This window comes from Megasphaera sp. AM44-1BH, from assembly GCF_003467125.1.
GTDB lineage: Bacteria > Bacillota > Negativicutes > Veillonellales > Megasphaeraceae > Megasphaera.
This window is the reverse complement of the sequence record NZ_QSFA01000005.1, coordinates 20,226-44,445: the sequence shown is the minus strand read 5'-3', so window position 1 is coordinate 44,445 and position 24,220 is coordinate 20,226. Positions and strand designations below refer to the sequence as shown.

Below are 24,220 nucleotides of genomic sequence, written 5' to 3'. Positions count from 1 at the left end.
TCCTTATCCCTTATGGATACGCGTCCCTGTTTTTCCAAGAATGCCGTCTTTTGCCTTTTCCAGCAGAGTGATGAGAGCCGTACGGCCCGGTTTGGATTCGGCAAAACGGACAGCAGCCTGTACTTTGGGCAGCATAGAACCCGGGGCAAACTGACCTTCCTGTATATACCGCTGTGCCTCCGTCGTCGTCATATCGTCCAGCCATTGTTCATCTGGCTTTCCAAATTGGATTGCCACTTTTTCAACAGCCGTCAGGATAATCAGATAATCAGCATCGAGATTTTCTGCCATGAGTTCACTGGCAAAATCCTTGTCGATGACCGCGCTGGCGCCTTTCAGGTGGTTTCCCCGGCGCATGACGGGAATACCACCGCCACCACAGGCGATGACAACCTGGCCCGATTCGACGAGAGTCCGGATAGCGCCGATTTCAATGATTTCCTGTGGCTGCGGGGAAGCGACGACACGACGATAGCCGCGGCCGGCATCTTCTTTCATGATATAGCCATAATGTTTCTCGGCAAAGTCGGCCTGTTCTTTGGTCATAAAATGACCGATTGGCTTGGACGGATGATCGAAAGCCGGATCTGTTTCATCGACCCGCACCTGGGTTACCATAGTCGCCACAGGAATATCTTTAATACCCCGGTTGTGTAGTTCTTCCCGCAGGGCATTTTGCAGGTCATAGCCGATATAGGCCTGGCTCATGGCGACACAGACCGACAGCGGCGTATTCGGCTGGGCCGGATTTTCACGGCTGAGAGCTGCCATGGCATTGTTGATCATCCCTACCTGCGGCCCATTTCCGTGGGATACGATGACTTCACAATTTTCTTCAATGAGATCGACAATCGCTTTAGCCGTAATCTTAACGGCTTTCATCTGTTCGGGAAGTGTATTACCCAGGGCGTTCCCGCCCAGAGCAATGACAATCCGTTTCTTTTTCTGTTCCATATGGTTCCTTCCTTTTTCATATACATACAATGTCTCATCACATCTGACCCTATGGGGCCTCAGGCCTGAAGCGGAACCTGTACACTTCGCTTTACGCCTGATGCCCAATAGGATGGACTAAAAAGACAGATAAGGTGCCGGTCCCGGATGGATCGGCACCTTATCAGGCTTACGAAGCATAGAATGTGCTTATTTCATTTTTCTCGGAGCATTGCGTTTAGCCAGAGCTTCCAGTGTTTCTACAGGGTTCTGGAATTTGGCAAGCATGATCATAGCGGCAATAATATACGGTTTGTAGCTGGCTTCCTTGTAGAGGGAATCACGATACCGGTCAAATACGGACGCTTCTACTTCCCCGTCTTTGCAGCTGACACCGTTGATATCGGCCGGCAGGCAGTGGAGATACAGGGCCTTTCCGTCTTTGGTCGTCTTCATGAGATCTTCCGTGCAGCACCAGTCTTTATGCTGTGCATTCTGGGCCAACAGTTCTTTTTCCAGGGCATCGATGCCGGCCTGGTCACCGTCTGCATAGAGTTTCGTCCGTTTTTCCATGGCTGCAAAGGGAGCCCAGCTCTTGGGATATACGACATCGGCGTCTTTGAATGCGTCGGCCATATCGTGGGTTACGCGGAAGGAACCACCGGAGGCCTGGGCATTTTTCTTAGCCACTTCTTCTACTTCCGGCATGACTTCATAGCCTTCCGGATAAGCGAGGACGACATCCATGCCGAGACGGGTCATGAGGCCGATGACACCCTGCGGTACGGAGAGCGGTTTGCCATAGGACGGAGAATAAGCCCAGGTCATAGCAATTTTCTTGCCTTTCAGATTCTGGATGCCGCCAAAGGTATTGATGATATGGGCAGCATCTGCCATGCACTGCGTCGGATGGTCGATATCGCACTGAAGATTGACCAGTGTCGGTTTCTGTTCGAGGATGCCGTCTTTATACCCCTGGGTAACGGATTTTACGACTTCTTCCTGATACGCATGGCCTTTGCCGATATACATATCGTCGCGGATGCCGATGACATCAGCCATGAAGGAAATCATATTAGCCGTTTCACGGACCGTTTCGCCATGGGCAATCTGGCTCTTCTTTTCATCGAGGTCCTGCACCTGCAGGCCAAGGAAGTTGCAGGCCGAAGCGAAGGAGAAGCGGGTACGGGTCGAGTTATCGCGGAAAATAGAGATGCCCAGACCGCTTTCGAATACACGGGTAGAAATATTGTGCTGACGCATATAGCGGAGTGCGTCGGCGAGAATCCAGACGGCTTTCAGTTCGTCATCGGTCTTGTCCCAGGTGAGGAAAAAGTCGTTTTCATACATATCCTTGAAATTAAGGGCTTTAAGTTGATCCAAATAATACTGCAAGTTCTTTTCCATAATCATACTCTCCTTTTGGCAAATGCTATCATAATGGACACTATATAGTATACATCAATCAGTCTTTCGTGTAGACCGTGGGAAGAGCTGCATAGAGAGCAGCACAGGTGACGAGATCCTGTTTCCACGTTTTTTCATTGGGAGCATGAGCCTGTGCTTCTGCCCCAGGACCAAATCCGATGACAGGAATACCATTACGCCCCATAATAGTGACGCCATTGGTCGAGAACGTCCATTTATCAGTCAGCGGACGGGCTTTCCGTTCTGCTTCTGTTTCGGCCGATCCGATACGGGTATCGCCGAAGAGGTTCGTATAAGCTTCTTCCATGGCCTTTGTCACCTTATGATCTTTGGGAATGACCCAGGTCGGGAAATAGCATTCAATCGGATAGGTCAGTCCCGTATAGCTCGGACGGGAATATTCGTACATGCTGACTTTGACATCGTCACCATATTTTTTGACGCTGGGCAGTGCCCGGATTTCATCGAGGCAGCTCTGCCATGTTTCACCAGCCGTCATGCGGCGGTCCAGCGATACGGCACAGGAGTCAGCAACGGCACAGCGGCTTGGGGACGTGTAGAAAATCTGGGAGCACGTAATGGTGCCGCGGCCGAGGAAATTGGCTTCTTCGTATTCGGGATTGTATTTCTTGTCGAGCATTTTGACCAGGCCTTTGATTTCTGTGTCATCGGCAGCGTCATTTTCGTTGAGAGCCCGTACGTCCTGAAGGATATCAGCCATTTTATAGATAGCATTGTCACCGCGTTCGGGAGCACTGCCATGGCAGGACACGCCCTGAACATCGACGCGGATTTCCATACGGCCCCGCTGGCCGCGGTAAATGCCGCCATCGGTCGGTTCCGTAGATACGACGAATTCCGGACGGACGCCGTCTTCTTTGATGATATACTGCCAGCAAAGACCATCGCAATCTTCTTCCTGGACCGTACCGGTAACCAGGACCGTATATTTATCGGACAAGAGTCCCAGGTCTTTCATGATACGGGCACCATAGACAGCCGATACGATGCCACCGCACTGGTCGGATGTACCGCGGCCGCCGATTTCCGTTTCCGTTTCAAAACCTTTATAAGGGTCAAATTCCCAGTTATCCTTATTGCCAATGCCTACGGTATCGATATGGGCATCGAACGCGATGAGCGTCTTGCCACTGCCCATGTAACCCAGGACATTGCCCATGGGATCGATTTCAACTTTATCGAAATCGAGAGCCCGCATTTCCTGTGCGATGCGGTCGATATGGGCCTTTTCATCGCAGCTTTCGCCGGGATACTGTACGATTTCCCGTAAGAATTTTGTCATGTTTTTTTCGTAGCCTTTTGCGGCTTCTTTGATTTTGCTGTAATCCAGTGCCATTGTTGTACTGCTCCTTTTCATGAAAATTTATATACTCTTACAGAGTGTGTTAGTGATTGTTACTTATCGAGGCCTTTCCAGACAATATTTTTGTACCGCTGCGGATCCGTGTCCCCTTCTGTGGAGAATACCAGGACATTTGCTTTTTCATCCAGTCCCAGTTCTTTGCGGACATCGGCGCAGTCATCACTAGTCATGAGAACTGACAAGGCGCCGAAAGGAGCTGCACCGGATTCACCCGATGTAATAGCCGGATCACCTTTGATAGGAGCTCCCAGCATGCGCATGCCCTGGGCTGCCACCCAGTCAGGGGCCGCAACGAACATTTTGACGTGATTTTTCAGGATATCCCAGGAAATGGTATTGGGTTCCCCACAGGCAAGGCCCGCCATGATGGTCTGCATATCGCCATCGACGATGCGCGGTCTGCCATCGCCGGCTACGGCGCCTTTATAGAGGCAGGCAGCTGCTTTGGCTTCAACGACGACGAATACAGGCGGATTGTCTTTATAGAGATTGGAGAAGAATCCTACGACGGCACCGGCCAGCGAACCGACACCGGCCTGGACAAATATGTGGGTCGGCCGTTCTACACCCTGTGCTTTCAGCTGCCGGGCAGCTTCCATGGCCATCGTGCCATAGCCCTGCATGATCCACGACGGAATTTCTTCATACCCATCCCATGCCGTATCCTGCACGATGACGCCCCGTGGCGTTTCGGCGGCTTCTTTGGCAGCCTGGCGTACGCAGTCATCATAATTCAGGTCGAGGATATCGACTTTGGCTCCGAGCTTCCTGATATTTTCCAGGCGGGTCTGCGTCGTCCCCTTCGGCATATGCACGACGGCATTCTGATGCAGTTTATTTGCTGCCCAGGCTACGCCGCGGCCATGATTGCCGTCTGTCGCCGTAAAGAATGTCGCCGTACCGAATTCATCGTGAAGCTTATCCGATGTCAGCACATCGTAGGGCAGTTCCGATACATCTTTTCCTGTTTCTTTGGCAATGTATTTTGCCATAGAATAAGACCCGCCCAATACTTTAAATGCGTTGAGGCCGAAACGGTACGATTCATCTTTGACGAAAATAGAACCGAGCCCCAGATAGTCCGCCATCTTAGGGAGTTTCGTCAGCGGCGTTTCCTTGTACTGGGGAAAACTCTGATGAAAGGCCTGTGCCTTTCTGACTTCGTCTACGGACATAATAGGAAGATTCTTATCTTCCGTTTTGGGCATGTGATTCATCACCCATTTCATGGTATCTGCCATGATATTCCTCCTCCTTGTCATACATCTTCTCTGCGTATTCATTTTATTTTTCTAAAAAATATTTTTGTTATCCAAAAAGTTTTTGTATACTTAAAAGTATATCATGATTTTCCATTTTTGCAAGATATAAGCTAAATTTTTTTTAGGTTATATATATTTTTTTGTCACACCTAGACGATATATCCATTCATTTTTGTCAATACACGGCCCTTCCGGACGCCGGTATGGCGTCCGTGGCTGACTGTAAGCACGCCATTGACATAGACCTGCTCTATGCCTTCCGGGAAGCGGATGGGGTCAGTAAAGGTCGCCCTGTCCCGGATGGTATCGGCCTTAAAAATTGTCAGGTCTGCTGCTTTTCCGACAGCCAGTACTCCCCGGTCACGCAGGCGGAATGCCGATGCAGCCTTACCGGTCATTTTGTGCACGGCTTCTTCCAGCGAAAAGACAGGCTGTTCTCTCACATATTTTCGCAATACATAGGGAAACGCACCATACAGGCGCGGATGAGGATGACTGCCATAGAGCCCGTCGGTGCTCAGATTCATTTCCGGACGTTTCATAAATTGCAACACATGGTCTTCCTGGCAATAGAAATCGATCATCCGGACGTCATTTTCTTCTTCATACAGTAGATCAAAAACGGCATTATACGGGTCTTTTCCCCGTTTCTGTCCCAGTTCGATGAGATTGAGGCCGACGGCATCCTGATTTTTTTTACTCCTGACGCTGGAAACATAAATCTGATCGAGGCCTGCAAAATCGATAAAGTCATCCCAGCCGGGAATCCCCTTCTGGATGTCAGCAATCATTTTCTGCCGCATTGTCTGATCAGAGAGGCGCCGGAGCACACAATCGGTACCGCCTTCCAGGACCCATGGCGGCAGGATGGCGCTCATCATCGTACTGCCTGCCGTGTAAGGCGTCTGGTCAAAACTGATATCTATCCCTTCTGCTTCAGCCTCATCGAGAAGCCGGAGCACCTGTGGGATATACTGCCAGTTTTTCCGGCCACAGACTTTAAAATGAGAAATATGGAGATGGACACCGGACTGACGGGCTATGTCGATGATTTCGTTCATAGAATCGACAATCGTATCGGCTTCGCTCCGTTGATGGACGACAAAACATCCCTGGTACTCCGCTACGACCCGGCACATGGTGACGAGTTCTTCTTTTCCGCCATAGACGCAGGGAAGATAAATAAGGCCGGAGGACAGGCCTACGGCACCGCCTTCCATTTCCCTCCGCGTAATATCAGCCATTTTCTGCAATTCTGCTGCCGATGGCTGCCTGTTTTCGAGGCCCATGGCTTCCATACGGATATTGCCATGAGGTACGAGGTAACATTCATTGATTCCCGGCTGCGCAGCCCGTACCCGCTCCAGATACCCCGCTGTCGTATGATAATGCCAGTCTATGCGGTCTGAATCCTCACCGATACCGGCCAGATTATGGCGCCACGTCGCAATGTATTCTTCCGGCAGGGGCGCAACGGATATGCCATCCTGCCCCAGGATTTCTGTCGTCACACCCTGCATGACTTTTGGCAGGACGCGGCTGTCCTGCAGGACCTCGATATCACTGTGACTGTGGGTATCAATAAACCCCGGCGCTACCACACATCCCGATGCATCGACGCACTGCATCTCTCCCGACAGTTCGATCTGGCCGATTGCCCTGATACGATCCCTATCGATGAGGACATCGGCCGTATACCCTTTTTTCCCTGTACCATCGATGACGGTACCGTGTTGAATGAGGATACTCATGCACCTGCGCCTCCTTTTCCCGGTGCAAACCGTTCCTGAAGCAGAGCTCCCATAACGGCCATATAGCAAGTAACAGCGCCTGTAAGCTGGGAAAGTTCTATGTATTCATCTACCGTATGGGCCAGATCTTCCCGGCTGGGACCCAGTCCTAATGTAGGAATATGGGCTTCCCCGGCATAGTGGCTGCCATTGGTACAGAAGTTATACTGACGGATAGCCGGCGTAAATCCGGCCTTGCCCATCGCGTCAGCCGCCGCCTGGACAAAGTCAGCCTGTTTGTCGTACAGCCAGCCTGGGAAAAAACGTTCCCCTTCGATTTCTGCGCCCGTGTAGCATCGTTCCCTGCCTACGGCATAGGACAAGCGGTAAGAAGCTTCCGCATCCTGTTCCATCAATGTGGAAAGTGCTTTTTTGAGCGGTGCCAGGACAGATTCCTTCGTTTCCCCCGTCAGCAGACGGCGGTCGTACGTAACCCGGCAGTAATCGGGAACGACTGAAGCTCCGGGATAGGGTGAAGATTTGATATCGGTCAATTCCAGAATCCCCTTTCCCAGTACGGGGTGGATGGGAGCTGGTACCTGCTGCAGGCAGGAAATGGCCTTGCATATTTTATATACGGCATTGACGCCTTTCTCCGGATTGGCCGAATGACACGAACGGCCCAGTGATTCCAGCACGATTTCCGCCCGGCCACGCTGTCCGACTTTGAGGTCTAGTCCGGAAGCTTCCCCGATCACGACATAATCAGGATGGACAGCCTGACTGATGGCACGGGCTGCAACGCCTTCAAAACATTCTTCATGGACAACGGCAGCAATATACAAGGTACCAGCAAAGTCCTTTCCTGTCTTTCTGGCAAACTGTACAGCTCCCACAGTCATAGCAGCCAGGGCCCCTTTCATATCACTGGCTCCGCGGCCATAAAGGCGGCCGTCGTGAATCTCACCGGCAAAGGGAGGATAGGTCCAGGCCGTTTCATCTTCGACAGGAACGGTATCGATATGTCCATCAAAGAGTACGACCGGCCCCGGCCGGCATCCCTTGATAGAAGCCAGGGTATTTCCATAGTCATCTACCTGGATCGTATCGAATACGCCTTGTTCTTTCATATACGTCTGCAGTGCAAGGCTGGCGCCTTCTTCCTGTCCGGACAGGCTGGGCTGGCGGATCAGCGCCTGACACAGTTTCCGGACGTCTTCACAAGATATGGTTTCCACACCACATTCCTCCTTTATTCTATAGACACAGGACAGGGGATTGTCCCCTTTCTTCCCTGTTATGGTACGCACAATCAAATTTTTTGTCAATATTTTACGTGAAATCTAAAAAATATTCTTGTTTTTATCTTGACAATCTCCTGAAAGGCACGTATTATTATATGCGCTATAGTAATAGAATTCTAGAAAAGGATGATTTATATGAATATATTAGTGCAAAAAGCAGGACGGGCCGCCCGTCTGGCTATCCAGGCAATCTATACCATCAATCGCTTTCTGGCACTCCCCGATACCCGTCAGAACTAACGCATCGGTCGCATCAAAAGGGGGCTGTCGCATACCGTACGGCATGTGACAGCCCCCTTTCTGTCCCTAAACGGGTGCATCATCATTATTACTGCTGTCAATATAACTGTACAGCGTATATTTGGAGATGCCAAAATATTTGGAAATTTTATCTCCCGCTTTTGTAATCAACAGTGCCCCATGGTCATTGAGGAATTTAATAGCCCGGATTTTATCATCCCGTGTCATGAGCGGCACCGGTTTTCCTACCTGACGGGTCGATTCTTCAATGAGTTCCTGCAAAAGCTCCGTCACATTGTGCGGAATACTTCCGGTTTCACTTTTTTGTGACGTAATGGATACCAATGGATTAATAGCGTTGCTGACCATCATCAATTCCGTAATATCAAAATTGAGAGAGAAAATACCGATGATTTTCTGTTGTTCATCACGGATATAAATAGTCGTCGATTTCAGGATGCGTCCATCCTTTGTCTTGGTCAGATAGCTGCCATCGGTATGCAATTTTTCCGGCTTGCCGCTCAAGGCTTCCAGAACTGCCATAGACGGGCCATCCCCAACCTTGCGGTGCGTAACGTGTCCATTTTCAATAGCAACAATGGAATGTTCTGCATTGTCACCGCTCAGGTCATGGACGACGACTTCACAGCTGGGCCCGAACTGCTGCGCAATGCCCCGGGCCAGTTGTTTCAAAAAAGTTAGCATATTTTCTTTCATCGGTCAACGACTCCGTTTCCTAATATATACGAGCAAAAATTTGTTTTGCAGTAATGACAAATTTTCTTTATCACTTTATTTTACTATACCATATTCTGCTCCGCAAAAGCAAAGTAAAATCGTACAAAACTGAAAAAGATCTGCCCGGCATACGAATCAGGATTCGTGTTCGTCATAGGCCAGTTCTGTCGTTTTTTCTTTCGGCGGCATTAATTTAGAGAAAACAATGAACGCTATGAAACTTACGACAAGACCTGGCAGGATAGGCTGCCCAAATTTGATGCCAAAGATGACGCCGTGGGTAAACTGTTCCAGATAGACTACGACAATGGTCCCGGCAATGAGAGATGCCATCGTACCGGCAAGGGACGCACCTTTCCAGTACAACCCCATGACATACGGGAAGAAGGCACCGGCAGCACGGAGAGAGAAGGAAAACATGAGAATCGCAATGATACTCGATGTATTGAACAAGGCGACAAACAGGGAAAGCAACCCTGCCAGGACCATGACGATCTTGGCGACTTTCATCACTTCTTCATCCGTCGCTTTTGTCTTGATATACTGACGATAAATATCGTTGGCAAAAATGGAGCCGGCACCTAACAGGTCCGAGCTGGCACTGGACATAGTGGCTGAGACGACACCGGCAAATAGGATACCGCATACGAGAGGCGGCATAGCCGTAACAGCCAGGACCGGCAGGGCATACCGGGAGCCGACGCTCTGAAACTGGGCCGCATCAAAGACACCCATGTTGATGAGAGCCAGGACAATGACGCCCAATGTCGCCGGGATAAACCCATAGATGAAATTGATAATGGCAGCAATGACAGACCCTTTCTGGGCAGTCCGTCCGTCACGGGCCGCATAATACCGGGATACGGCTTCCTGGCCTACCGTAAAGGTCGTGATGTACATGACCGTCAGCGCCACGACATCGATAACACTGTAACCGGAAAAGAGATCCAGCGATTCAGCCGGCACATTGGCAACGACATTATCCCAGCCGCCTGCCAGATTCAGGGCATAAGGAAGGGCTACGGCCATACCGAATACGATGAAAAAGACCTGTACAAAATCGGTAAGCGTAACAGACCAGAGTCCCCCCATGACGGAATAGAGGGTAACGATAACACAGATAGCGATAACAGAGACTTTAAAGCTGATTCCCATCATCGTCGAAAGAATGACAGCAGATGCAATCATCTGTCCTGCCGTCAGGCCGATAAGAGGCAAAAACATGACGACAGCCGTGATGATGCCAGGAAGCCGTCCATAGCGGCGGCGGAAATATTCTGGTACTGTCTTGACTGTCGATGCCCGGAATTTAGGTGCCAGGAATGTCAGAATGACAAAAGCAAAGCCCATGGCGATGACGTACCAGGCTGCGCTGATACCGTATTTTCCCATACCCTGCTGGACAACGCCCAGCGAACTGCCACCGCCGATTTCCGTGGCGGCCAGTGTCCCTGCCATCAGGATAGGCCCCAGACGGCGGCCGGCGACCATGAAGTCTGCATTGCCGGAAATCATGTGTTTGGAGTACCAGCCGATGAAAAGCATAAATGCCATGTATGCTATGACAACGGCAGCTACAATAATAGATCCACTCATACAAATACCTCCTTAATGATATGATAGTAACAAGTAATGATTATGTTTTTATCATATCTATGAACTAAAATTTTGTCAATTAGCAAAAATATTTTTTATTTTTTGCTGTTTTCTTTTATGACCGATGCGCCTTGCATTTCTCCGCGGTCTTTCGTATGATATACCTATCAATACGAAAAGGAGACGATATGGTATGAGTTATCAGGCAGCATTCATGTATATTGCCCCGGGCAATGACCCGGAAAAGCAGAAAGCCGTCATTCCCGGCCCCGGTCTCGACCTGACTGTAGTCGGCGTCAAATCCTATGAGGAAGCCGTCGAAGAAGCAAAAAAGCTGGTAGAAAACGGGATAGGAGCCATCGAATTATGCGGTGGCTTCGGCATAGAAGGAACGGCTATGATCAAACAAGCCGTTGCCGGCAAAGCCGCAATCGGCGTTGTCCGCTTCGATATCCATCCTGGCATGGGCAATAAGAGCGGCGATGCATTTTTCATCAAAAAATAACGGGAAAACAAAACAAACGTAAAAAAAAGCGGTGTGTACAAACTATTTGTACACACCGCTGTGTTTATTAGCTTCTGTTTTTATTTGACGATAACTGATACGCCATCCGGAATAACGGTCACTTTAGGATCAGCTACTCCTTTATCTGCCAGGATCTTCTTCGCCATAGCAAAGGCTTCGTCAATATTGGATGCATATTTCAGATGCATTGCTTCTACCATGTCCTTCGGGGCATCGGTCACCATTATAATATCAAAATGGAGCAGTAAACGCAATAGGATCTGCGATTCCCACTGATCAAAAATGGTTTCATTGCGATCCCGTGCCAGGATTTCATCCATGGCTTTCTGCAGGTCATTAGCCTGTTTCAGGGTGTTGAAGAAATCTTCCCCGCCATGACCGTCATTACAGCTCGAGCAGTCAATAATGACGCCGCCGTCTTTACAGGTTGCTTCGGCTGCTGTCATCCCCTTGACGGACTGGTAGATATTCTGGTCGAGAGGATACCCGCCATTCGTCGTGACGACAATGTCTGCCGGAACGGGCTTGACCCCGGCCAGCTTCATTTCAAATTCTACGCCCTTGTAATGTGCCTGTTCGCGGTCACCGGCAAAGGCGGCAATAACTTTTTTATCGGCATCGATGACGACGTTGCAGATAAATGCCAATTTGGCTGCTTTAGCTGCATAAAGCATATCTTTATGGATGGGATTGCCTTCGAGGATACCTGTACGGGCATAAGGACTATTAATGAATTCCGAGCAGTGGTTGGCCAGGACCGTAATCTTGCTGGCAATGCCTGGCAGGACAGATTTACGGCCACCGGACATGCCGGCAAAGAAATGTGGTTCGATAAAGCCTTCGGAAATGAGGAGGTCCGTATTGACGGCAGCCTTATTGATCAGGCATTCCCCGCCGGAAGGCAGCGTCCCGATGCTGACCATATCATCATCATTGCGGCTGACGTGGATAATGAATTTTTCTTTTTCCGCAATTTCTTTTCCGTATTTGGCGACCAGTTCTTCATGGGTGGTCGGACGATGCATCCCGGTTGCAACCAGTATGGTAATATCAATATCCGGATTGCCTTTGCGCAGTTCTGCCAGCAGCTGTGGCATGATGACATGGCTCGGTACCGGACGCGTATGGTCACTGGAAATGATGGTGCACGTCTTTTTCCCCTTTGCCAGTTCACTCAGGCGGGGACTTCCAATAGGATTGGCCAGCGCATCTGCAACAAGTTCTTCTTCTGACTTGGGCGCTTTATATTCATGGGCATGCGAAAGCAGTACACCTGCTACTTGTTCATCAGGCAGTTCAAAATGAATATGTCCCTTACCAAAGGGAATAGAAAATTTCTGCATATAGATCCCAGCCTTTCTGTATTATGAACGAAACATGACGCCTTACCAGATCTGACTGTCCGATATAGCAAAGAGGCTGTCCTGCAATGACAACCTCTTTGCTTCAAACGCCAAACTTCAGGTTATCCGTTCAGAGGATGGCACGGTGGCGTATCATCCTCCTATCGTATTTCCTTTGGCCCTATCGGCAGACTATGTGATTATTCTTCTACAGGAACTTCGTCGTTAATGCTGATAACTTTGCCCGGATTCATGATATTCTTCGGATCCAGTGCCTTCTTGACAGCTTTCATCAGTTTGACTTCTACAGGGTTCGTGTATTTTTCAAGGAGAGCTTCCCGTTTATAGCCGATGCCGTGTTCACCGGAGAGGCGGCCGCCCAGGCTGTATACGAGAGCATAGATTTCGCCCTGGATCTTCGGCAGCATTTCTTCCCATTCTTCCTGGGTACGGTCATCTTTCAGGATATCGATATGGACGTTGCCATCGCCGCAGTGGCCGGCGCAGTGCATAGCGACATCGTATTTCTGGGAGAGGCGGGAAATCTGCTGTACAGCACCAGGGATTTCCGTCATAGGAACGACGATATCTTCCATGGAGAATACGAGGCTGCGTGCGCGGTCGGCTTCCAGATAGGCTTTACGGGATTTCCAGATAACCTTCGGGTCGGCGACGAGGGAGTCAATGGCTTTATTTTCTTCTGCGATTTCAACGATTTTTTCAGTCTGTTCATCGAGGACATCTTCGTTGTCACCGGCAATCTGAATGATAATGTAGTTGCCGTTATCAGAATGAGGCAGTTTTTCATCGAGGAATACTTCGACCTGTTTGATGGAAGCGTTATCCATGAATTCTACGCAGACCGGGGTAATGCCGGCATTCATGACTTTCGGTGTCAGGGCGATGGCATCGTCGAGATTATCGAATATAAGCAGCAGGTCGGCCTGATATTTCGGCAGGGACACGAGTTTCAGATAAATCTTGGTGATGATACCCAGGGTCCCTTCGGAACCGATATAAAGATGCATGAGCATATAGCCTGTTGCATTTTTACGGAATTTGCCGCCCAGCGTAACGATTTCACCTTCCGGAGTAACGACTTCGATGCCCATGACCTGATCGCGGGTTACGCCGTATTTAACAGCGCGGTTGCCGCCGGCGTTGGTTGCTACGTTGCCACCGATGAAGCAGGAATCCCCGCTGCAGGGGTCGCCACCGTAAAACAGGCCTTCCTTCTGTACTTCTTCCTGCAATACAGCCGTCGTAACGCCCGGTTCTGTTACGCAGACCATGTTCTGTTTATCGATTTCAAGAATCTTGTTCATCCGTTCAATAGAAATGATGACGCCGCCGAATGTAGCTACAGCGCCAGCTGCCAGGCCTGTACCTGCTGCACGGGGAACCATGACCGTATCATTGTCATAACAGAGCTTTACGACTTTGGCCACTTCTTCTGTATTAGCCGGCAAAACGACGACCTGCGGTTCTTTCATATAATGAGGATCCGTTACTTCGTCATGGGAATACGGTTCCAGTTTGTCTTTATCGGTGTATACGAACTTTTCACCAACGATAGCTTTTAATTGTTCAATGAGTTCCGGGGTAACAATACCTTTAGCCATAATAAAATTCCTCCTCTAAATGCAAAACACTTTACTTTGTATAAAACCGGCATAGGACCGGCGTATAGCCACTAACTTACAACGTCAGAAAACTGGGGATGATAAATGTCAGGATACCGGCAATAATCAGAAGGAACAGGCAGTACCCTGCCGTCCCGCGCATGATTTCCCCTTCTTTACCTTCTGCCAGGGCACCGACAGCACCGACGCCAAGAGCAATGCTCTGGGGAGACAGCATCTTACCGATACAGCCGCCAAGCGAGCTGGCACCGGCCATCCACGCCGGACTCATACCAAGAGATGCCGCAGCGGAAGTCTGGAGCGGTCCGAACAGTACGTTGGCATTGGTGCAGGACCCGGTAATAAAGGCGCCCAGCCCGCCAACAAAGGGAGCCACGATTGGATAGGCATTTCCTGTTGCAAATACCAGGGCATCTGCTATTTCCTGGGTCATACCGGAGTATGTCATGACTTTAGCGACGACGACGACAGCAATGATAGTCAGATAAGTAAAGCGCAGGCCGACAAAGTTATCTTTAAAGACCTGTGCAATCTTGCCGGCAGAAGCGCCCTGATAGAGGCCGCCGAGGATAGTAGCAATGAAGATCATGACACCAGGAACGGCAATCCACGTAAAGGTATACGGTTTGGCACCCGGCCCAGCATAAATCAGGACAGAGGTCTTAATGGAAGCCAGCGGACCGTTGATGAACGGGAACAGTTTTGACGTACCTACTAGGAATACGAAGATAAGGATAAAAATCATAGCGGCTTTGACGCCTTCACCAAAGGAAACAGGCTTCTGGTCGCTGGTATCGATATCAAACTTATATTCCGGATTGCTTGTCGATTTGCAAGCTCTGGAATAAAGGACAATGACTGCCATGATGATAATGGAAGAAACCATAACCGGCAGTTCAGCCCCGACTGTCATGGAAATAAACAATTCGGGGATGGCAAGAGCCAGACCGGAAAGCAGGGTAACAATACCTACGCCTTTGATTGCTTTGATACCACCGCCGATGCAGATGACAATCAGGAACGGGGCAATGAGATCCGGGATAAAGGACACAACAGAAACGTTCGTAGCCAGGACACCGGCATCCAGACCGGTAACGGCTGCCATAGTCGTCGTCGGAATACCGATGGACCCGAAGGACGGTGCTACAGCATTGGAAATCAGGCAGGCAACAATCGTCCGGATAGGCGGATATCCCAACGCCACCAGCATTGCTGCCGGAATAGCTACGGCTGTACCGAATCCGGCCATCCCTTCCATAAACGTCCCGAAGCCCCAGGCAATGAGCAGGAACACGACACGTTTATCTTCACTGACCGTAGTCAGCATCTGTTTGATAATATCCAGACTGCCTGTCGCTACTGTTAATTTGTAAGCAAATAAAGCCATTATAATGACGAGCAAAATCGGCCAGCATGCCAGGGCTACCCCTTCCAGTGCTGCAGAAACAGCAATGCCCGCAGGCATATCAAAGGCAAAGACGGCAATGACAAATGCAATGACTGCCGCAATCGGGCAGGCCTTCCAACCAGCCATCTTCAAAAATCCCAATGCTACGATCAAAAATAGTATCGGGAGCAAAGCAAGCAGAACCATTCAAACCACCCTTTCATCAAACACACGTTTCACGCCGTTAACAGGCAGGTGGCTCATTCACAGCCAGACATCATGAATAAGACCAGTTCTTTTTTTGATTATCTCCGGAGTCAATCTCATGATTTAATTATACAACGGCGACATAGATAAGTAAATTACATTTATACATATGGGTTATATATATTTCACAACGTATGGATGACTAAATTGATAAATTCGCATGATTGTTTTATTAATTTAAATTATTGTCGTATTTTTTTAATATTATTAATATTGTTCAACAGTTCACAAATAACCTATGATTTTTTATTATACCTAAATGGAATGATATGTTATTCTTTTTAGGTATATAACATAAAAATTGACCGGTTTACAAACCATAGTATGTAAACCGGTCATCGCATATGTAGTGTTGACGCTTATAGCAACCTACAAGTTCTTGTTTTTTTCAGCCGACGCAATAACAGCATTCATGGCAGCTGCACGGAAACCGCTTTCTTCCAGAACTCGTACAGCTTCAATCGTCGTACCGCCGGGAGAGCATACATCATCTTTCAGCTTGCCCGGATGTTCTCCTGTGTCCAGTACCATCTTGGCAGCACCTAAGACGGTCTGCGCGGCAAACGTATAGGCCATAGGCCGGAACATACCTTCCCGCACACCCGCATCTGCCAGTGCTTCGATAAACATGTACACAAAAGCCGGACCGCTGCCACTCAGGCCACAGACAGCATCGATAAGCCGTTCCTCCACGACTTCTGCTTTGCCAAAACTGCGGAAAATAGCGACGGAATCATCCTTTTCAGCATCTGCCACGACTTCATTAAAACAAAGAGCTGCCATACCTTCTCCCACCATAGAAGGAGTGTTTGGCATGACGCGGACGATTTTTGTTCCTGCCGGCATGGCATCAGCCAGGCGTTGCAGCGTAAGTCCTGCAGCAATGGAAATCATCACCTTGTCCGGTGCTATAACCGGATAAATCTCTTTGAGGACACCAGGCATAATGAACGGCTTGACCGCCAGGATAACCGCCTGGGATTTCTGCACCAATTCAGCAGCAGAATCGACGACACTGGCACCAGTTTCATCGGCCAGACGCTGTGCTTTTGCTTTGTGGATATTATACAATACGAGTTGTTTCCCTTCGATAAGGCCGGACCGCACCAGGCCCATAGCAATAGCCCGTCCCATATTGCCGGTGCCGAGAATACCAATTGTCTTAAACATAGGATATCCCTCCTTTATACAGCAGCAGTTACTGTACAATGCCAGCTGCATCGACAGCTGCCTTTACCTTAGCTGCAAGGCCCGTAATTTTCTTCTTGGATACAGAGCAGACGGCAAGACGGATACCTTTTTTCAGGGGAACGAGATAGATATGTTCTTTTTCAAGAGCTGCACATACCTTATCTGAGCCAATCATCGGGATAGTAATGAAGAAACCCGACAAATATGGCAGAATCTTCAATCCGCAGTCAGCCGCTTCTTTCATAAATATATCTGCCCGTTCTTTAATCATCTGGAAATACTGTGCCCGTTCTGCATCGAGGCGGGCTACTTTTTCCGGATCTTTCGTAATTTCTATCATCGTCCACATAGCCGAGCTGGTCGGATTGGACCAGGTAGCACGGGCGGTGTACTTATTAATAGCCGTAAATTCATCAGCTACATCTTCACTGGAGGTGATTCCGATCATCGCACCCATACGCTGGCCATACAAGGTAAACCCTTTGGAACAGGTATATGCGACGATAGGAAGGATATTAGCCGGCAGATTTCCGAACTTTTTGAAGAAACGGCGGCATTCCTGCTTTTCCCCGCTATAATCGAGATACGCTACATCGGAAACGAGGATGACATTTTTATCTTTTCCTTCGACCGCCGATTTAATAAACGAAAGAACGGCATCCCATTCATCCAGATTCAGTCCGAATCCAGTAGGATTATTGGCAGGAGAATTCAGGATAATGACCGTGTTGTGTTGTTTATTGATGAGATCCTGCAGATTTTCGGAAAAACTCTGCATATTGAATTTCCCGTCGTCTGTCAGCAATTCAAATTCGCGGAGAACACGGTTGTCGTCACGGATAATATTGCGGTATGCTCCCCAGCACCAATCAGTCGTCAGGACTTCATCGCCAGGGTCTGAATAATTGTGAACTGCCGTATGAATGGCACCAGAACCGCCTGGTGTCGCAATAGCACGAATATATCCTTCCGGACGGGAATCGCAGAAACACTGGTCGATAGCCGCAGCGAGATATTCAGGAAATCCCGGAATCGGCGCATAAGCTACAATCTGATTCGGCGTCAGTTGTTTTAATGTGTCTTTTACAATCTGCAGCACGACGAGATCGCCATTTTCATCTATAATAGAACCAATTGTGCCATTTATGACAGCATCAGCCCCATTTTTCTTAACGTCTTCTGTGCAACGTGCCGCAGCTGCCATAATAGCATCAGCAGCAAACTTACCTTTTGCATGATTAGCAGCAACACTCATACCCATTTAGAATCAACTCCCCTTTTTTAGTTACCTATTCATTTATACCACATCTGAAAGTAGCTGACAAGAAAAGGGTAAACGTTTTACGCATGTATTTTGAATACAAAATAATATAAACCCCGCTGCTCATGATATACTATACATAAATAAAGATCCACAGGAACTATGACGGTTATGAGGGAGATACCATTTATATCTGACAAAAGCCATATGGAAAGGAGTACTCTGTCATGAAAAGAATCCATCCCATACTACGCATATTATTTTTCCTGATAGCACTATGCATCGTCTGTATATCATCCCAGGCAGCCACGCCGGCACGTAGCCAGGTCTGGTGTCGCGATGTCTATGCAGACCGGCAGGAAAAGGGGGAAATAATCATCAGTGCAGAAGATACCGTTCTTCATTCCTTTTATGGCATAAAAATAGGAGATAAAAAAAATACAATTCTCCCTACGCTCAGGCCTGCATTTTCATTTATGTATGAATTAAAGGAAATCGGCCATGCTTACCTTCTATCCGATAAAGTATATCCAGATTACTATCTGACCGTCCTCTTTGACAATCAGGACCAGGTATGGATGATACGATATCAAAAAAAACAAAAATACGAATTAACATAGTCGAGAGCCGCCATTCGCGGTTCGCAGTCTGCAGGCCGAGGGAAGGCCGCAGTCTGCAGCTAGAAAGCAGCCACCTGATGAAAAGGACACCAGCCTAACACGATTGGTGTCTTTTTTATTCACTCCAAACGTCAAACATCAAACAAAAAAGCACCAGCATAAGCTAGTGCTTTTTCCCTAATCAGCGGCTTCCTATCCTCCCAGGGGGCTTCCCCCCAAGTACTTTCGGCGTTTGCGGGCTTAACTGCTGTGTTCGGCATGGGAACAGGTGGATCCCCGCAGCTATCGCCACTGAATTCTTTTGTCAGGGTCGTGCCCTGACAACTGTATAGAAAACGCTCTTTCTTAACGTACTGCTTAAGTCAAGTCCTCGGTCTATTAGTACCGGTCCGCTCCGTACATCACTGTACTTCCACTCCCGGCCTATCAACCACATCGTCTCTGTGGGACCTTACTTACTTACGTAATGAGAAACCTCATCTCTAGGCTGGTTTCACGCTTAGATGCTTTCAGCGTTTATCCGTCCCCGACGTAGCTACCCAGCTGCACAACTGGCGTCATGACTGGTACACCATTGGTCGGTCCACTCCGGTCCTCTCGTACTAGGAGCAGCCCCTTTCAAGTTTCTTCCGCCCGCGATGGATAGGGACCGAACTGTCTCACGACGTTCTGAACCCAGCTCGCGTACCACTTTAATGGGCGAACAGCCCAACCCTTGGGACCTACTTCAGCCCCAGGATGTGATGAGCCGACATCGAGGTGCCAAACCTCCCCGTCGATATGGACTCTTGGGAGAGATAAGCCTGTTATCCCCAGGGTAGCTTTTATCCGTTGAGCGATGGCTATTCCACTCTATGCCACCGGATCACTAAGCCCGACTTTCGTCCCTGCTCGACCTGTCCGTCTCGCAGTCAAGCTCCCTTCTGCCTTTGCACTCTTCGTGCGGTTTCCGTCCGCACTGAGGGAACCTTTGGGCGCCTCCGTTGCTCTTTCGGAGGCGACCGCCCCAGTCAAACTGCCCGCCTGAGACTGTCCGCAAGCTCGTTACGCTTCTCGTTAGAATTCCAATAAAACAAGGTTGGTATCCCACCATTGGCTCTGCGAATACTGGCGTACTCGCTTCTAAGCCTCCCAACTATCCTGTACATCTCCTACCAGAATTCAATCTCAGGTTACAGTAAAGCTCCATGGGGTCTTTCTGTCCAGTCGCGGGTAACCTGCATCTTCACAGGTACTTCAATTTCACCGGGTCCCTCGTTGAGACAGTGCCCAAATCGTTACACCTTTCGTGCGGGTCGGAACTTACCCGACAAGGAATTTCGCTACCTTAGGACCGTTATAGTTACGGCCGCCGTTTACTGGGGCTTCAATTCTCTGCTTCGCTTGCGCTAACAAGTCCTCTTAACCTTCCAGCACCGGGCAGGTGTCAGCATCTATACGTCAGGTTTCCCTTTAGCAGACGCCTGTGTTTGTGGTAAACAGTCGCTTGGGCCTCTCTTCTGCCGCCTGCCTTAGCTCCGTGCGTTTCTGCACTTCACTGACTACAGGCTATCCTTTTCCCGAAGTTACGGATATATTTTGCCGAGTTCCTTAACGAGGGTTATCCCGCGCACCTTAGAATTCTCTTCCTGCCTACCTGTGTCGGTTTCGGTACGGGTGCATCCGTTCTCACTAGAAGCTTTTCTTGGCAATATAGTGCCGGCCCCTTCGCTTCTGTCTCCAGAAGCTCCCCATCACATCTCAGCCTTATGGGAGACGGATTTGCCTGTCTCCCGACCTACCTGCTTGGACGTGCTCTTCCAGTCGCACGCGCGCTTTCCTTCTTGCGTCACTCCGTCGCTCGAACGAACGGATGCAGTACAGGAATCTCAACCTGTTGTCCATCTCCTACGCGTCTCCGCCTCGGATTAGGCCCCGACTTACCCTGGGACGACGAGCGTTGCCCAGGAACCCTTAGGCTTTCGGTGGAAAGGATTCTCACCTTTCTTTTCGCTACTCATACCGGCATTCTCTCTTCCTGCCTGTCCACGGCTCCTTCCGGTACCGCTTCTCCCATGCAGGAACGCTCCCCTACCCATGTACTTTCGTACATGCCAAAGCTTCGGTTCCGTACTTCAGCCCCGGTCATCTTCGGCGCAGAGTCTCTCGACCAGTGAGCTATTACGCACTCTTTTAATGGTGGCTGCTTCTGAGCCAACATCCTGGTTGTTTTCGAAATTCCACATCCTTCGCCACTTAGTACGGCATTGGGGACCTTAGCTGTTGGTCTGGGCTGTTTCCCTCTTGACTACGGGTCTTATTACTCGCAGTCTGACTCCCATGTATAAGTACAGCCATTCGCAGTTTGATTAGGTTCAGTAGCCGGATAGGCCCCTACCCTGTTCAGTGCTCTACCGCCTGTACTCTCTCCATGAGGCTAGCCCTAAAGCTATTTCGGGGAGAACCAGCTATCTCCACGTTCGATTGGCATTTCACCCCTACCCACATCTCATCCAAAAGCTTTTCAACGCTCACTGGTTCGGTCCTCCACACATTTTTACCTGTGCTTCAACCTGGACATGGGTAGATCACTGTGGTTTCGGGTCTGCTCCCTCCAACTTCTCGCCCTCTTCAGACTCGCTTTCGCTGCGGCTCCGCATTTCCTGCTTAACCTCGCTGGATGAAGCAACTCGCCGGTTCATTCTTCAATAGGCACGCCGTCGCACGTTTAAAGTGCTCCGACTGCTTGTAGACATACGGTTTCAGGTTCTCTTTCATTCCCCTCCCGGGGTTCTTTTCACCTTTCCCTCACGGTACTATGCGCTATCGGTCTATATCAGTGTTTCGCCTTGGAGGGTGGTCCCCCCTGCTTCCCACAAGGTTTCTCGTGTCTCGTGGTACTCTGGATCCTGCTCCCTGCATCTGCTTGCGCTTACGAGGCTCTCACTCTCTCTGGCTGAGCTTCCCAGCTCATTCTGCTTCGCTCGTGCAGTTTATCGCAGTCCGCAACCCCGGATTGGTTTCCCATCCCGGTTTGGGCTCTGCCCCTTTCGCTCGCCGCTACTCAGGGTATCTCTTTTGATTCCTTTTCCTCCGGCTACTTAGATGTTTCAGTTCACCGGGTGCCCTTCCTCCTGAGAGGATGACGTGACTCCTCACGCCGGGTTTCCCCATTCGGACATCTGCGGGTCAACGGTTACTTGCACCTCACCGCAGCTTATCGCAGCTTATCGCGTCCTTCTTCGGCTGATATAGCCAAGGCATCCGCCGTACGCCCTTACTTACTTGACTTGCTCTTTTTTCTAAGGTTCGTTAAGTCTCTTTTTCATTCAAAAAAGAGGTATTTCTTCGTTTTCTATACAGTTGTCAAGGTACGCCATAAAAGAAAATCTGGTGGAGATGAGGAGAATCGAACTCCTGACCCCCTGCTTGCAAGGCAGGTGCTCTCCCAGCTGAGCTACACCCCCACTATCCCTTTACCCTTTTCAAGGATAAAGTATGGTGGGCCTAGGTGGACTTGAACCACCGACCTCACGCTTATCAGGCGTGCGCTCTAACCAGCTGAGCTATAGGCCCATATGCGATTTTCTTCTTGAGAGGATGGCCTCTCAAAACTAAACAATGCTTCATACTTGCCAGAATGCCGACCTAAGAATCACTGAAAGTCAGAGCCTTAGCTCTCCTTCCAGCCTCTTTCCCTAGAAAGGAGGTGATCCAGCCGCACCTTCCGATACGGCTACCTTGTTACGACTTCACCCCAATCATCGCCCCCACCTTCGACGGCTGGTTCCTTGCGGTTGCCTCACCGGCTTCGGGTGTGAATGACTTTCGTGGTGTGACGGGCGGTGTGTACAAGGCCCGGGAACGTATTCACCGCAGTATGCTGACCTGCGATTACTAGCGATTCCTCCTTCATGCAGGCGGGTTGCAGCCTGCAATCCGAACTGGGACTCTGTTTTTGGGGTTTGCTCCAGGTCGCCCTTTCGCTTCCCTCTATTAAGAGCCATTGTAGTACGTGTGTAGCCCAAGCCATAAGGGGCATGATGACTTGACGTCATCCCCGCCTTCCTCCGCATTGTCTGCGGCAGTCTCTCCTGAGTCCCCGACTTAACTCGCTGGTAACAGAAGATAGGGGTTGCGCTCGTTGCGGGACTTAACCCAACATCTCACGACACGAGCTGACGACAGCCGTGCACCACCTGTTTTCTCGTCCTCCGAAGAGGAACCGGGTATCTCTACCCGTTGCGATCAATGTCAAGGCTTGGTAAGGTTCTTCGCGTTGCGTCGAATTAAACCACATACTCCACCGCTTGTGCGGGCCCCCGTCAATTCCTTTGAGTTTCAGCCTTGCGGCCGTACTCCCCAGGCGGGGTACTTATTGCGTTAACTCCGGCACAGAAGGGGTCGATACCTCCTACACCTAGTACCCATCGTTTACGGCCAGGACTACCGGGGTATCTAATCCCGTTCGCTCCCCTGGCTTTCGTGCCTCAGCGTCAGTTGTCGTCCAGAAAGCCGCTTTCGCCACTGGTATTCCTCCTAATATCTACGCATTTCACCGCTACACTAGGAATTCTGCTTTCCTCTCCGATACTCCAGTCTCCCAGTTTCCGTCCCCTCACGGGGTTAAGCCCCGCACTTTTAAGACAGACTTAAGAGACCGCCTGCGCACCCTTTACGCCCAATAATTCCGGACAACGCTTGCCACCTACGTATTACCGCGGCTGCTGGCACGTAGTTAGCCGTGGCTTTCTCTTACGGTACCGTCACGACAAGAGGGTATTAGCCCCTCGCCCGTTCGTCCCGTATAACAGAGCTTTACAACCCGAAGGCCGTCTTCACTCACGCGGCGTTGCTCCGTCAGACTTTCGTCCATTGCGGAAGATTCCCCACTGCTGCCTCCCGTAGGAGTCTGGGCCGTGTCTCAGTCCCAATGTGGCCGTTCATCCTCTCAGACCGGCTACTGATCGTCGCCTTGGTGGGCCGTTACCCCTCCAACCAGCTAATCAGACGCAAGCCCCTCCTGCAGCGATAGCATATTCAGAGGCCATCCTTTCAAGCTGCCCCCATGCGGGAGCTGCTTCGTATTCGGTATTAGCAGCCGTTTCCAGCTGTTGTCCCCATCTGCAGGGCAGGTTGCTTACGCGTTACTCACCCGTTTGCCACTCGATTCCATAAAAAGCAAGCTTTTCATGTCCTCTCGTTCGACTTGCATGTGTTAAGCACGCCGCCAGCGTTCGTCCTGAGCCAGGATCAAACTCTCCATGATATGTGAAGAGCGCTAGCTCATTCTTACTTTTGTTGGTTTGTTACTCATTGTTTGACGTTCTATCTCTAGAACCTCGCACCTGGCGTTCATTCGTATGTTGCATTGTTCAGTTTTCAAAG

The 24,220-nt window shown here is 49.8% G+C and carries 15 protein-coding genes, 2 tRNA genes and 3 rRNA genes; 2 read left to right on the top strand and 18 right to left on the bottom strand.

The window, feature by feature from the left end; all coding sequences use genetic code 11:
* Positions 1-3 precede the first annotated feature (3 nt).
* The 8 genes from arcC to DW949_RS05245 all read right to left on the bottom strand — a co-directional run bounded on the left by arcC (position 4) and on the right by DW949_RS05245 (position 10,615).
* Positions 4-954, bottom strand: a complete 951-nt coding sequence (arcC, locus tag DW949_RS05280; protein WP_118022201.1) for a carbamate kinase — start codon at positions 952-954, stop codon at positions 4-6.
* A gap of 189 nt (positions 955-1,143) precedes the next feature.
* The gene (ygeW, locus tag DW949_RS05275) at positions 1,144-2,340 is read right to left on the bottom strand and encodes a knotted carbamoyltransferase YgeW (protein ID WP_118022200.1); all 1,197 of its coding nucleotides are present in this window, start codon (positions 2,338-2,340) and stop codon (positions 1,144-1,146) included.
* 58 nt (positions 2,341-2,398) lie between these two features.
* The gene (locus tag DW949_RS05270) at positions 2,399-3,712 is read right to left on the bottom strand and encodes a YgeY family selenium metabolism-linked hydrolase (RefSeq protein WP_199595766.1); all 1,314 of its coding nucleotides are present in this window, start codon (positions 3,710-3,712) and stop codon (positions 2,399-2,401) included.
* 65 nt (positions 3,713-3,777) lie between these two features.
* Entirely contained in the window at positions 3,778-4,986 is a 1,209-nt protein-coding gene (gene dpaL, locus DW949_RS05265) for a diaminopropionate ammonia-lyase (protein WP_118022198.1), read from the bottom strand.
* Positions 4,987-5,156: 170 nt separating this feature from the next.
* A complete protein-coding gene (locus tag DW949_RS05260) occupies positions 5,157-6,758 on the bottom strand; it encodes an amidohydrolase family protein (protein WP_118022197.1) in 1,602 nt (533 codons plus the stop codon).
* Positions 6,755-7,975 carry a YgeY family selenium metabolism-linked hydrolase gene (locus tag DW949_RS05255; RefSeq protein ID WP_118022196.1) on the bottom strand — a complete coding sequence of 407 codons (1,221 nt, stop codon included), beginning with the start codon at positions 7,973-7,975 and terminating at the stop codon, positions 6,755-6,757. The genes DW949_RS05260 and DW949_RS05255 overlap by 4 nt, the downstream gene beginning before the upstream one ends.
* Before the next feature lie 372 nt (positions 7,976-8,347).
* The gene (locus DW949_RS05250; protein ID WP_118022195.1) at positions 8,348-8,998 is read right to left on the bottom strand and encodes a transcriptional regulator; all 651 of its coding nucleotides are present in this window, start codon (positions 8,996-8,998) and stop codon (positions 8,348-8,350) included.
* A gap of 156 nt (positions 8,999-9,154) precedes the next feature.
* Positions 9,155-10,615 carry a sodium:solute symporter gene (locus tag DW949_RS05245; protein ID WP_118022194.1) on the bottom strand — a complete coding sequence of 487 codons (1,461 nt, stop codon included), beginning with the start codon at positions 10,613-10,615 and terminating at the stop codon, positions 9,155-9,157.
* Positions 10,616-10,808: 193 nt separating this feature from the next.
* Between DW949_RS05245 and DW949_RS05240 the strand changes: the two genes are divergently transcribed.
* The gene (locus DW949_RS05240) at positions 10,809-11,120 is read left to right on the top strand and encodes a DUF6506 family protein (protein ID WP_118022193.1); all 312 of its coding nucleotides are present in this window, start codon (positions 10,809-10,811) and stop codon (positions 11,118-11,120) included.
* Positions 11,121-11,200: 80 nt separating this feature from the next.
* Here the strand turns inward: DW949_RS05240 and larA are convergent, their stop codons facing one another.
* The 5 genes from larA to DW949_RS05215 form a co-directional block, all read right to left on the bottom strand.
* Positions 11,201-12,484, bottom strand: coding sequence for a nickel-dependent lactate racemase (larA, locus tag DW949_RS05235; protein WP_118022192.1), 1,284 nt, complete (start codon positions 12,482-12,484; stop codon positions 11,201-11,203).
* Between the two features lie 200 nt (positions 12,485-12,684).
* Entirely contained in the window at positions 12,685-14,106 is a 1,422-nt protein-coding gene (locus DW949_RS05230; protein ID WP_118022191.1) for an FAD-binding oxidoreductase, read from the bottom strand.
* Between the two features lie 76 nt (positions 14,107-14,182).
* Positions 14,183-15,721: an L-lactate permease gene (locus tag DW949_RS05225; RefSeq protein ID WP_118022190.1), complete on the bottom strand. Its 1,539-nt coding sequence runs from the start codon at positions 15,719-15,721 to the stop codon at positions 14,183-14,185.
* A gap of 429 nt (positions 15,722-16,150) precedes the next feature.
* Entirely contained in the window at positions 16,151-16,951 is an 801-nt protein-coding gene (gene proC, locus DW949_RS05220) for a pyrroline-5-carboxylate reductase (RefSeq protein ID WP_118022189.1), read from the bottom strand.
* Positions 16,952-16,979: 28 nt separating this feature from the next.
* On the bottom strand, positions 16,980-18,233 hold the full coding sequence (locus tag DW949_RS05215; RefSeq protein ID WP_118022188.1) for a pyridoxal phosphate-dependent aminotransferase: 1,254 nt from the start codon (positions 18,231-18,233) through the stop codon (positions 16,980-16,982).
* Positions 18,234-18,460: 227 nt separating this feature from the next.
* On the opposite strand from DW949_RS05215, the gene DW949_RS05210 reads away from it, so the two are divergent.
* Positions 18,461-18,853 (top strand): hypothetical protein, encoded by a 393-nt coding sequence (locus tag DW949_RS05210; RefSeq protein ID WP_118022187.1) that lies wholly within the window; start codon positions 18,461-18,463, stop codon positions 18,851-18,853.
* A 179-nt stretch (positions 18,854-19,032) separates the two neighbouring features.
* Here the strand turns inward: DW949_RS05210 and rrf are convergent.
* From rrf to DW949_RS05185, 5 genes are all read right to left on the bottom strand, one after another.
* A 5S ribosomal RNA gene (gene rrf / locus DW949_RS05205) occupies positions 19,033-19,149 on the bottom strand.
* A gap of 62 nt (positions 19,150-19,211) precedes the next feature.
* Positions 19,212-22,123: ribosomal RNA gene (locus DW949_RS05200) — 23S ribosomal RNA — on the bottom strand.
* Positions 22,124-22,223: 100 nt separating this feature from the next.
* Positions 22,224-22,299, bottom strand: a tRNA-Ala gene (locus DW949_RS05195).
* 32 nt (positions 22,300-22,331) lie between these two features.
* Positions 22,332-22,408 (bottom strand) — tRNA-Ile (locus DW949_RS05190).
* A 126-nt stretch (positions 22,409-22,534) separates the two neighbouring features.
* Positions 22,535-24,101 (bottom strand): 16S ribosomal RNA (locus DW949_RS05185).
* The 16S, 23S and 5S rRNA genes sit together here with 2 tRNA genes alongside, the layout of an rRNA operon.
* Positions 24,102-24,220: the final 119 nt, after the last annotated feature.

Bases quoted from the DNA above. Each gene is read 5' to 3' on its own strand.
- DW949_RS05225 (WP_118022190.1), bottom strand. From the start codon at position 15,721: ATGGTTCTGCTTGCTTTGCTCCCGATACTATTTTTGATCGTAGCATTG.
- DW949_RS05260 (WP_118022197.1), bottom strand. From the start codon at position 6,758: ATGAGTATCCTCATTCAACACGGTACCGTCATCGATGGTACAGGGAAA.
- proC (WP_118022189.1), bottom strand. From the start codon at position 16,951: ATGTTTAAGACAATTGGTATTCTCGGCACCGGCAATATGGGACGGGCT.
- DW949_RS05250 (WP_118022195.1), bottom strand. From the start codon at position 8,998: ATGAAAGAAAATATGCTAACTTTTTTGAAACAACTGGCCCGGGGCATT.
- DW949_RS05210 (WP_118022187.1), top strand. From the start codon at position 18,461: ATGAAAAGAATCCATCCCATACTACGCATATTATTTTTCCTGATAGCA.
- larA (WP_118022192.1), bottom strand. From the start codon at position 12,484: ATGCAGAAATTTTCTATTCCCTTTGGTAAGGGACATATTCATTTTGAA.
- DW949_RS05230 (WP_118022191.1), bottom strand. From the start codon at position 14,106: ATGGCTAAAGGTATTGTTACCCCGGAACTCATTGAACAATTAAAAGCT.
- arcC (WP_118022201.1), bottom strand. From the start codon at position 954: ATGGAACAGAAAAAGAAACGGATTGTCATTGCTCTGGGCGGGAACGCC.
- dpaL (WP_118022198.1), bottom strand. From the start codon at position 4,986: ATGGCAGATACCATGAAATGGGTGATGAATCACATGCCCAAAACGGAA.
- ygeW (WP_118022200.1), bottom strand. From the start codon at position 2,340: ATGGAAAAGAACTTGCAGTATTATTTGGATCAACTTAAAGCCCTTAAT.
- DW949_RS05245 (WP_118022194.1), bottom strand. From the start codon at position 10,615: ATGAGTGGATCTATTATTGTAGCTGCCGTTGTCATAGCATACATGGCA.
- DW949_RS05240 (WP_118022193.1), top strand. From the start codon at position 10,809: ATGAGTTATCAGGCAGCATTCATGTATATTGCCCCGGGCAATGACCCG.
- DW949_RS05215 (WP_118022188.1), bottom strand. From the start codon at position 18,233: ATGGGTATGAGTGTTGCTGCTAATCATGCAAAAGGTAAGTTTGCTGCT.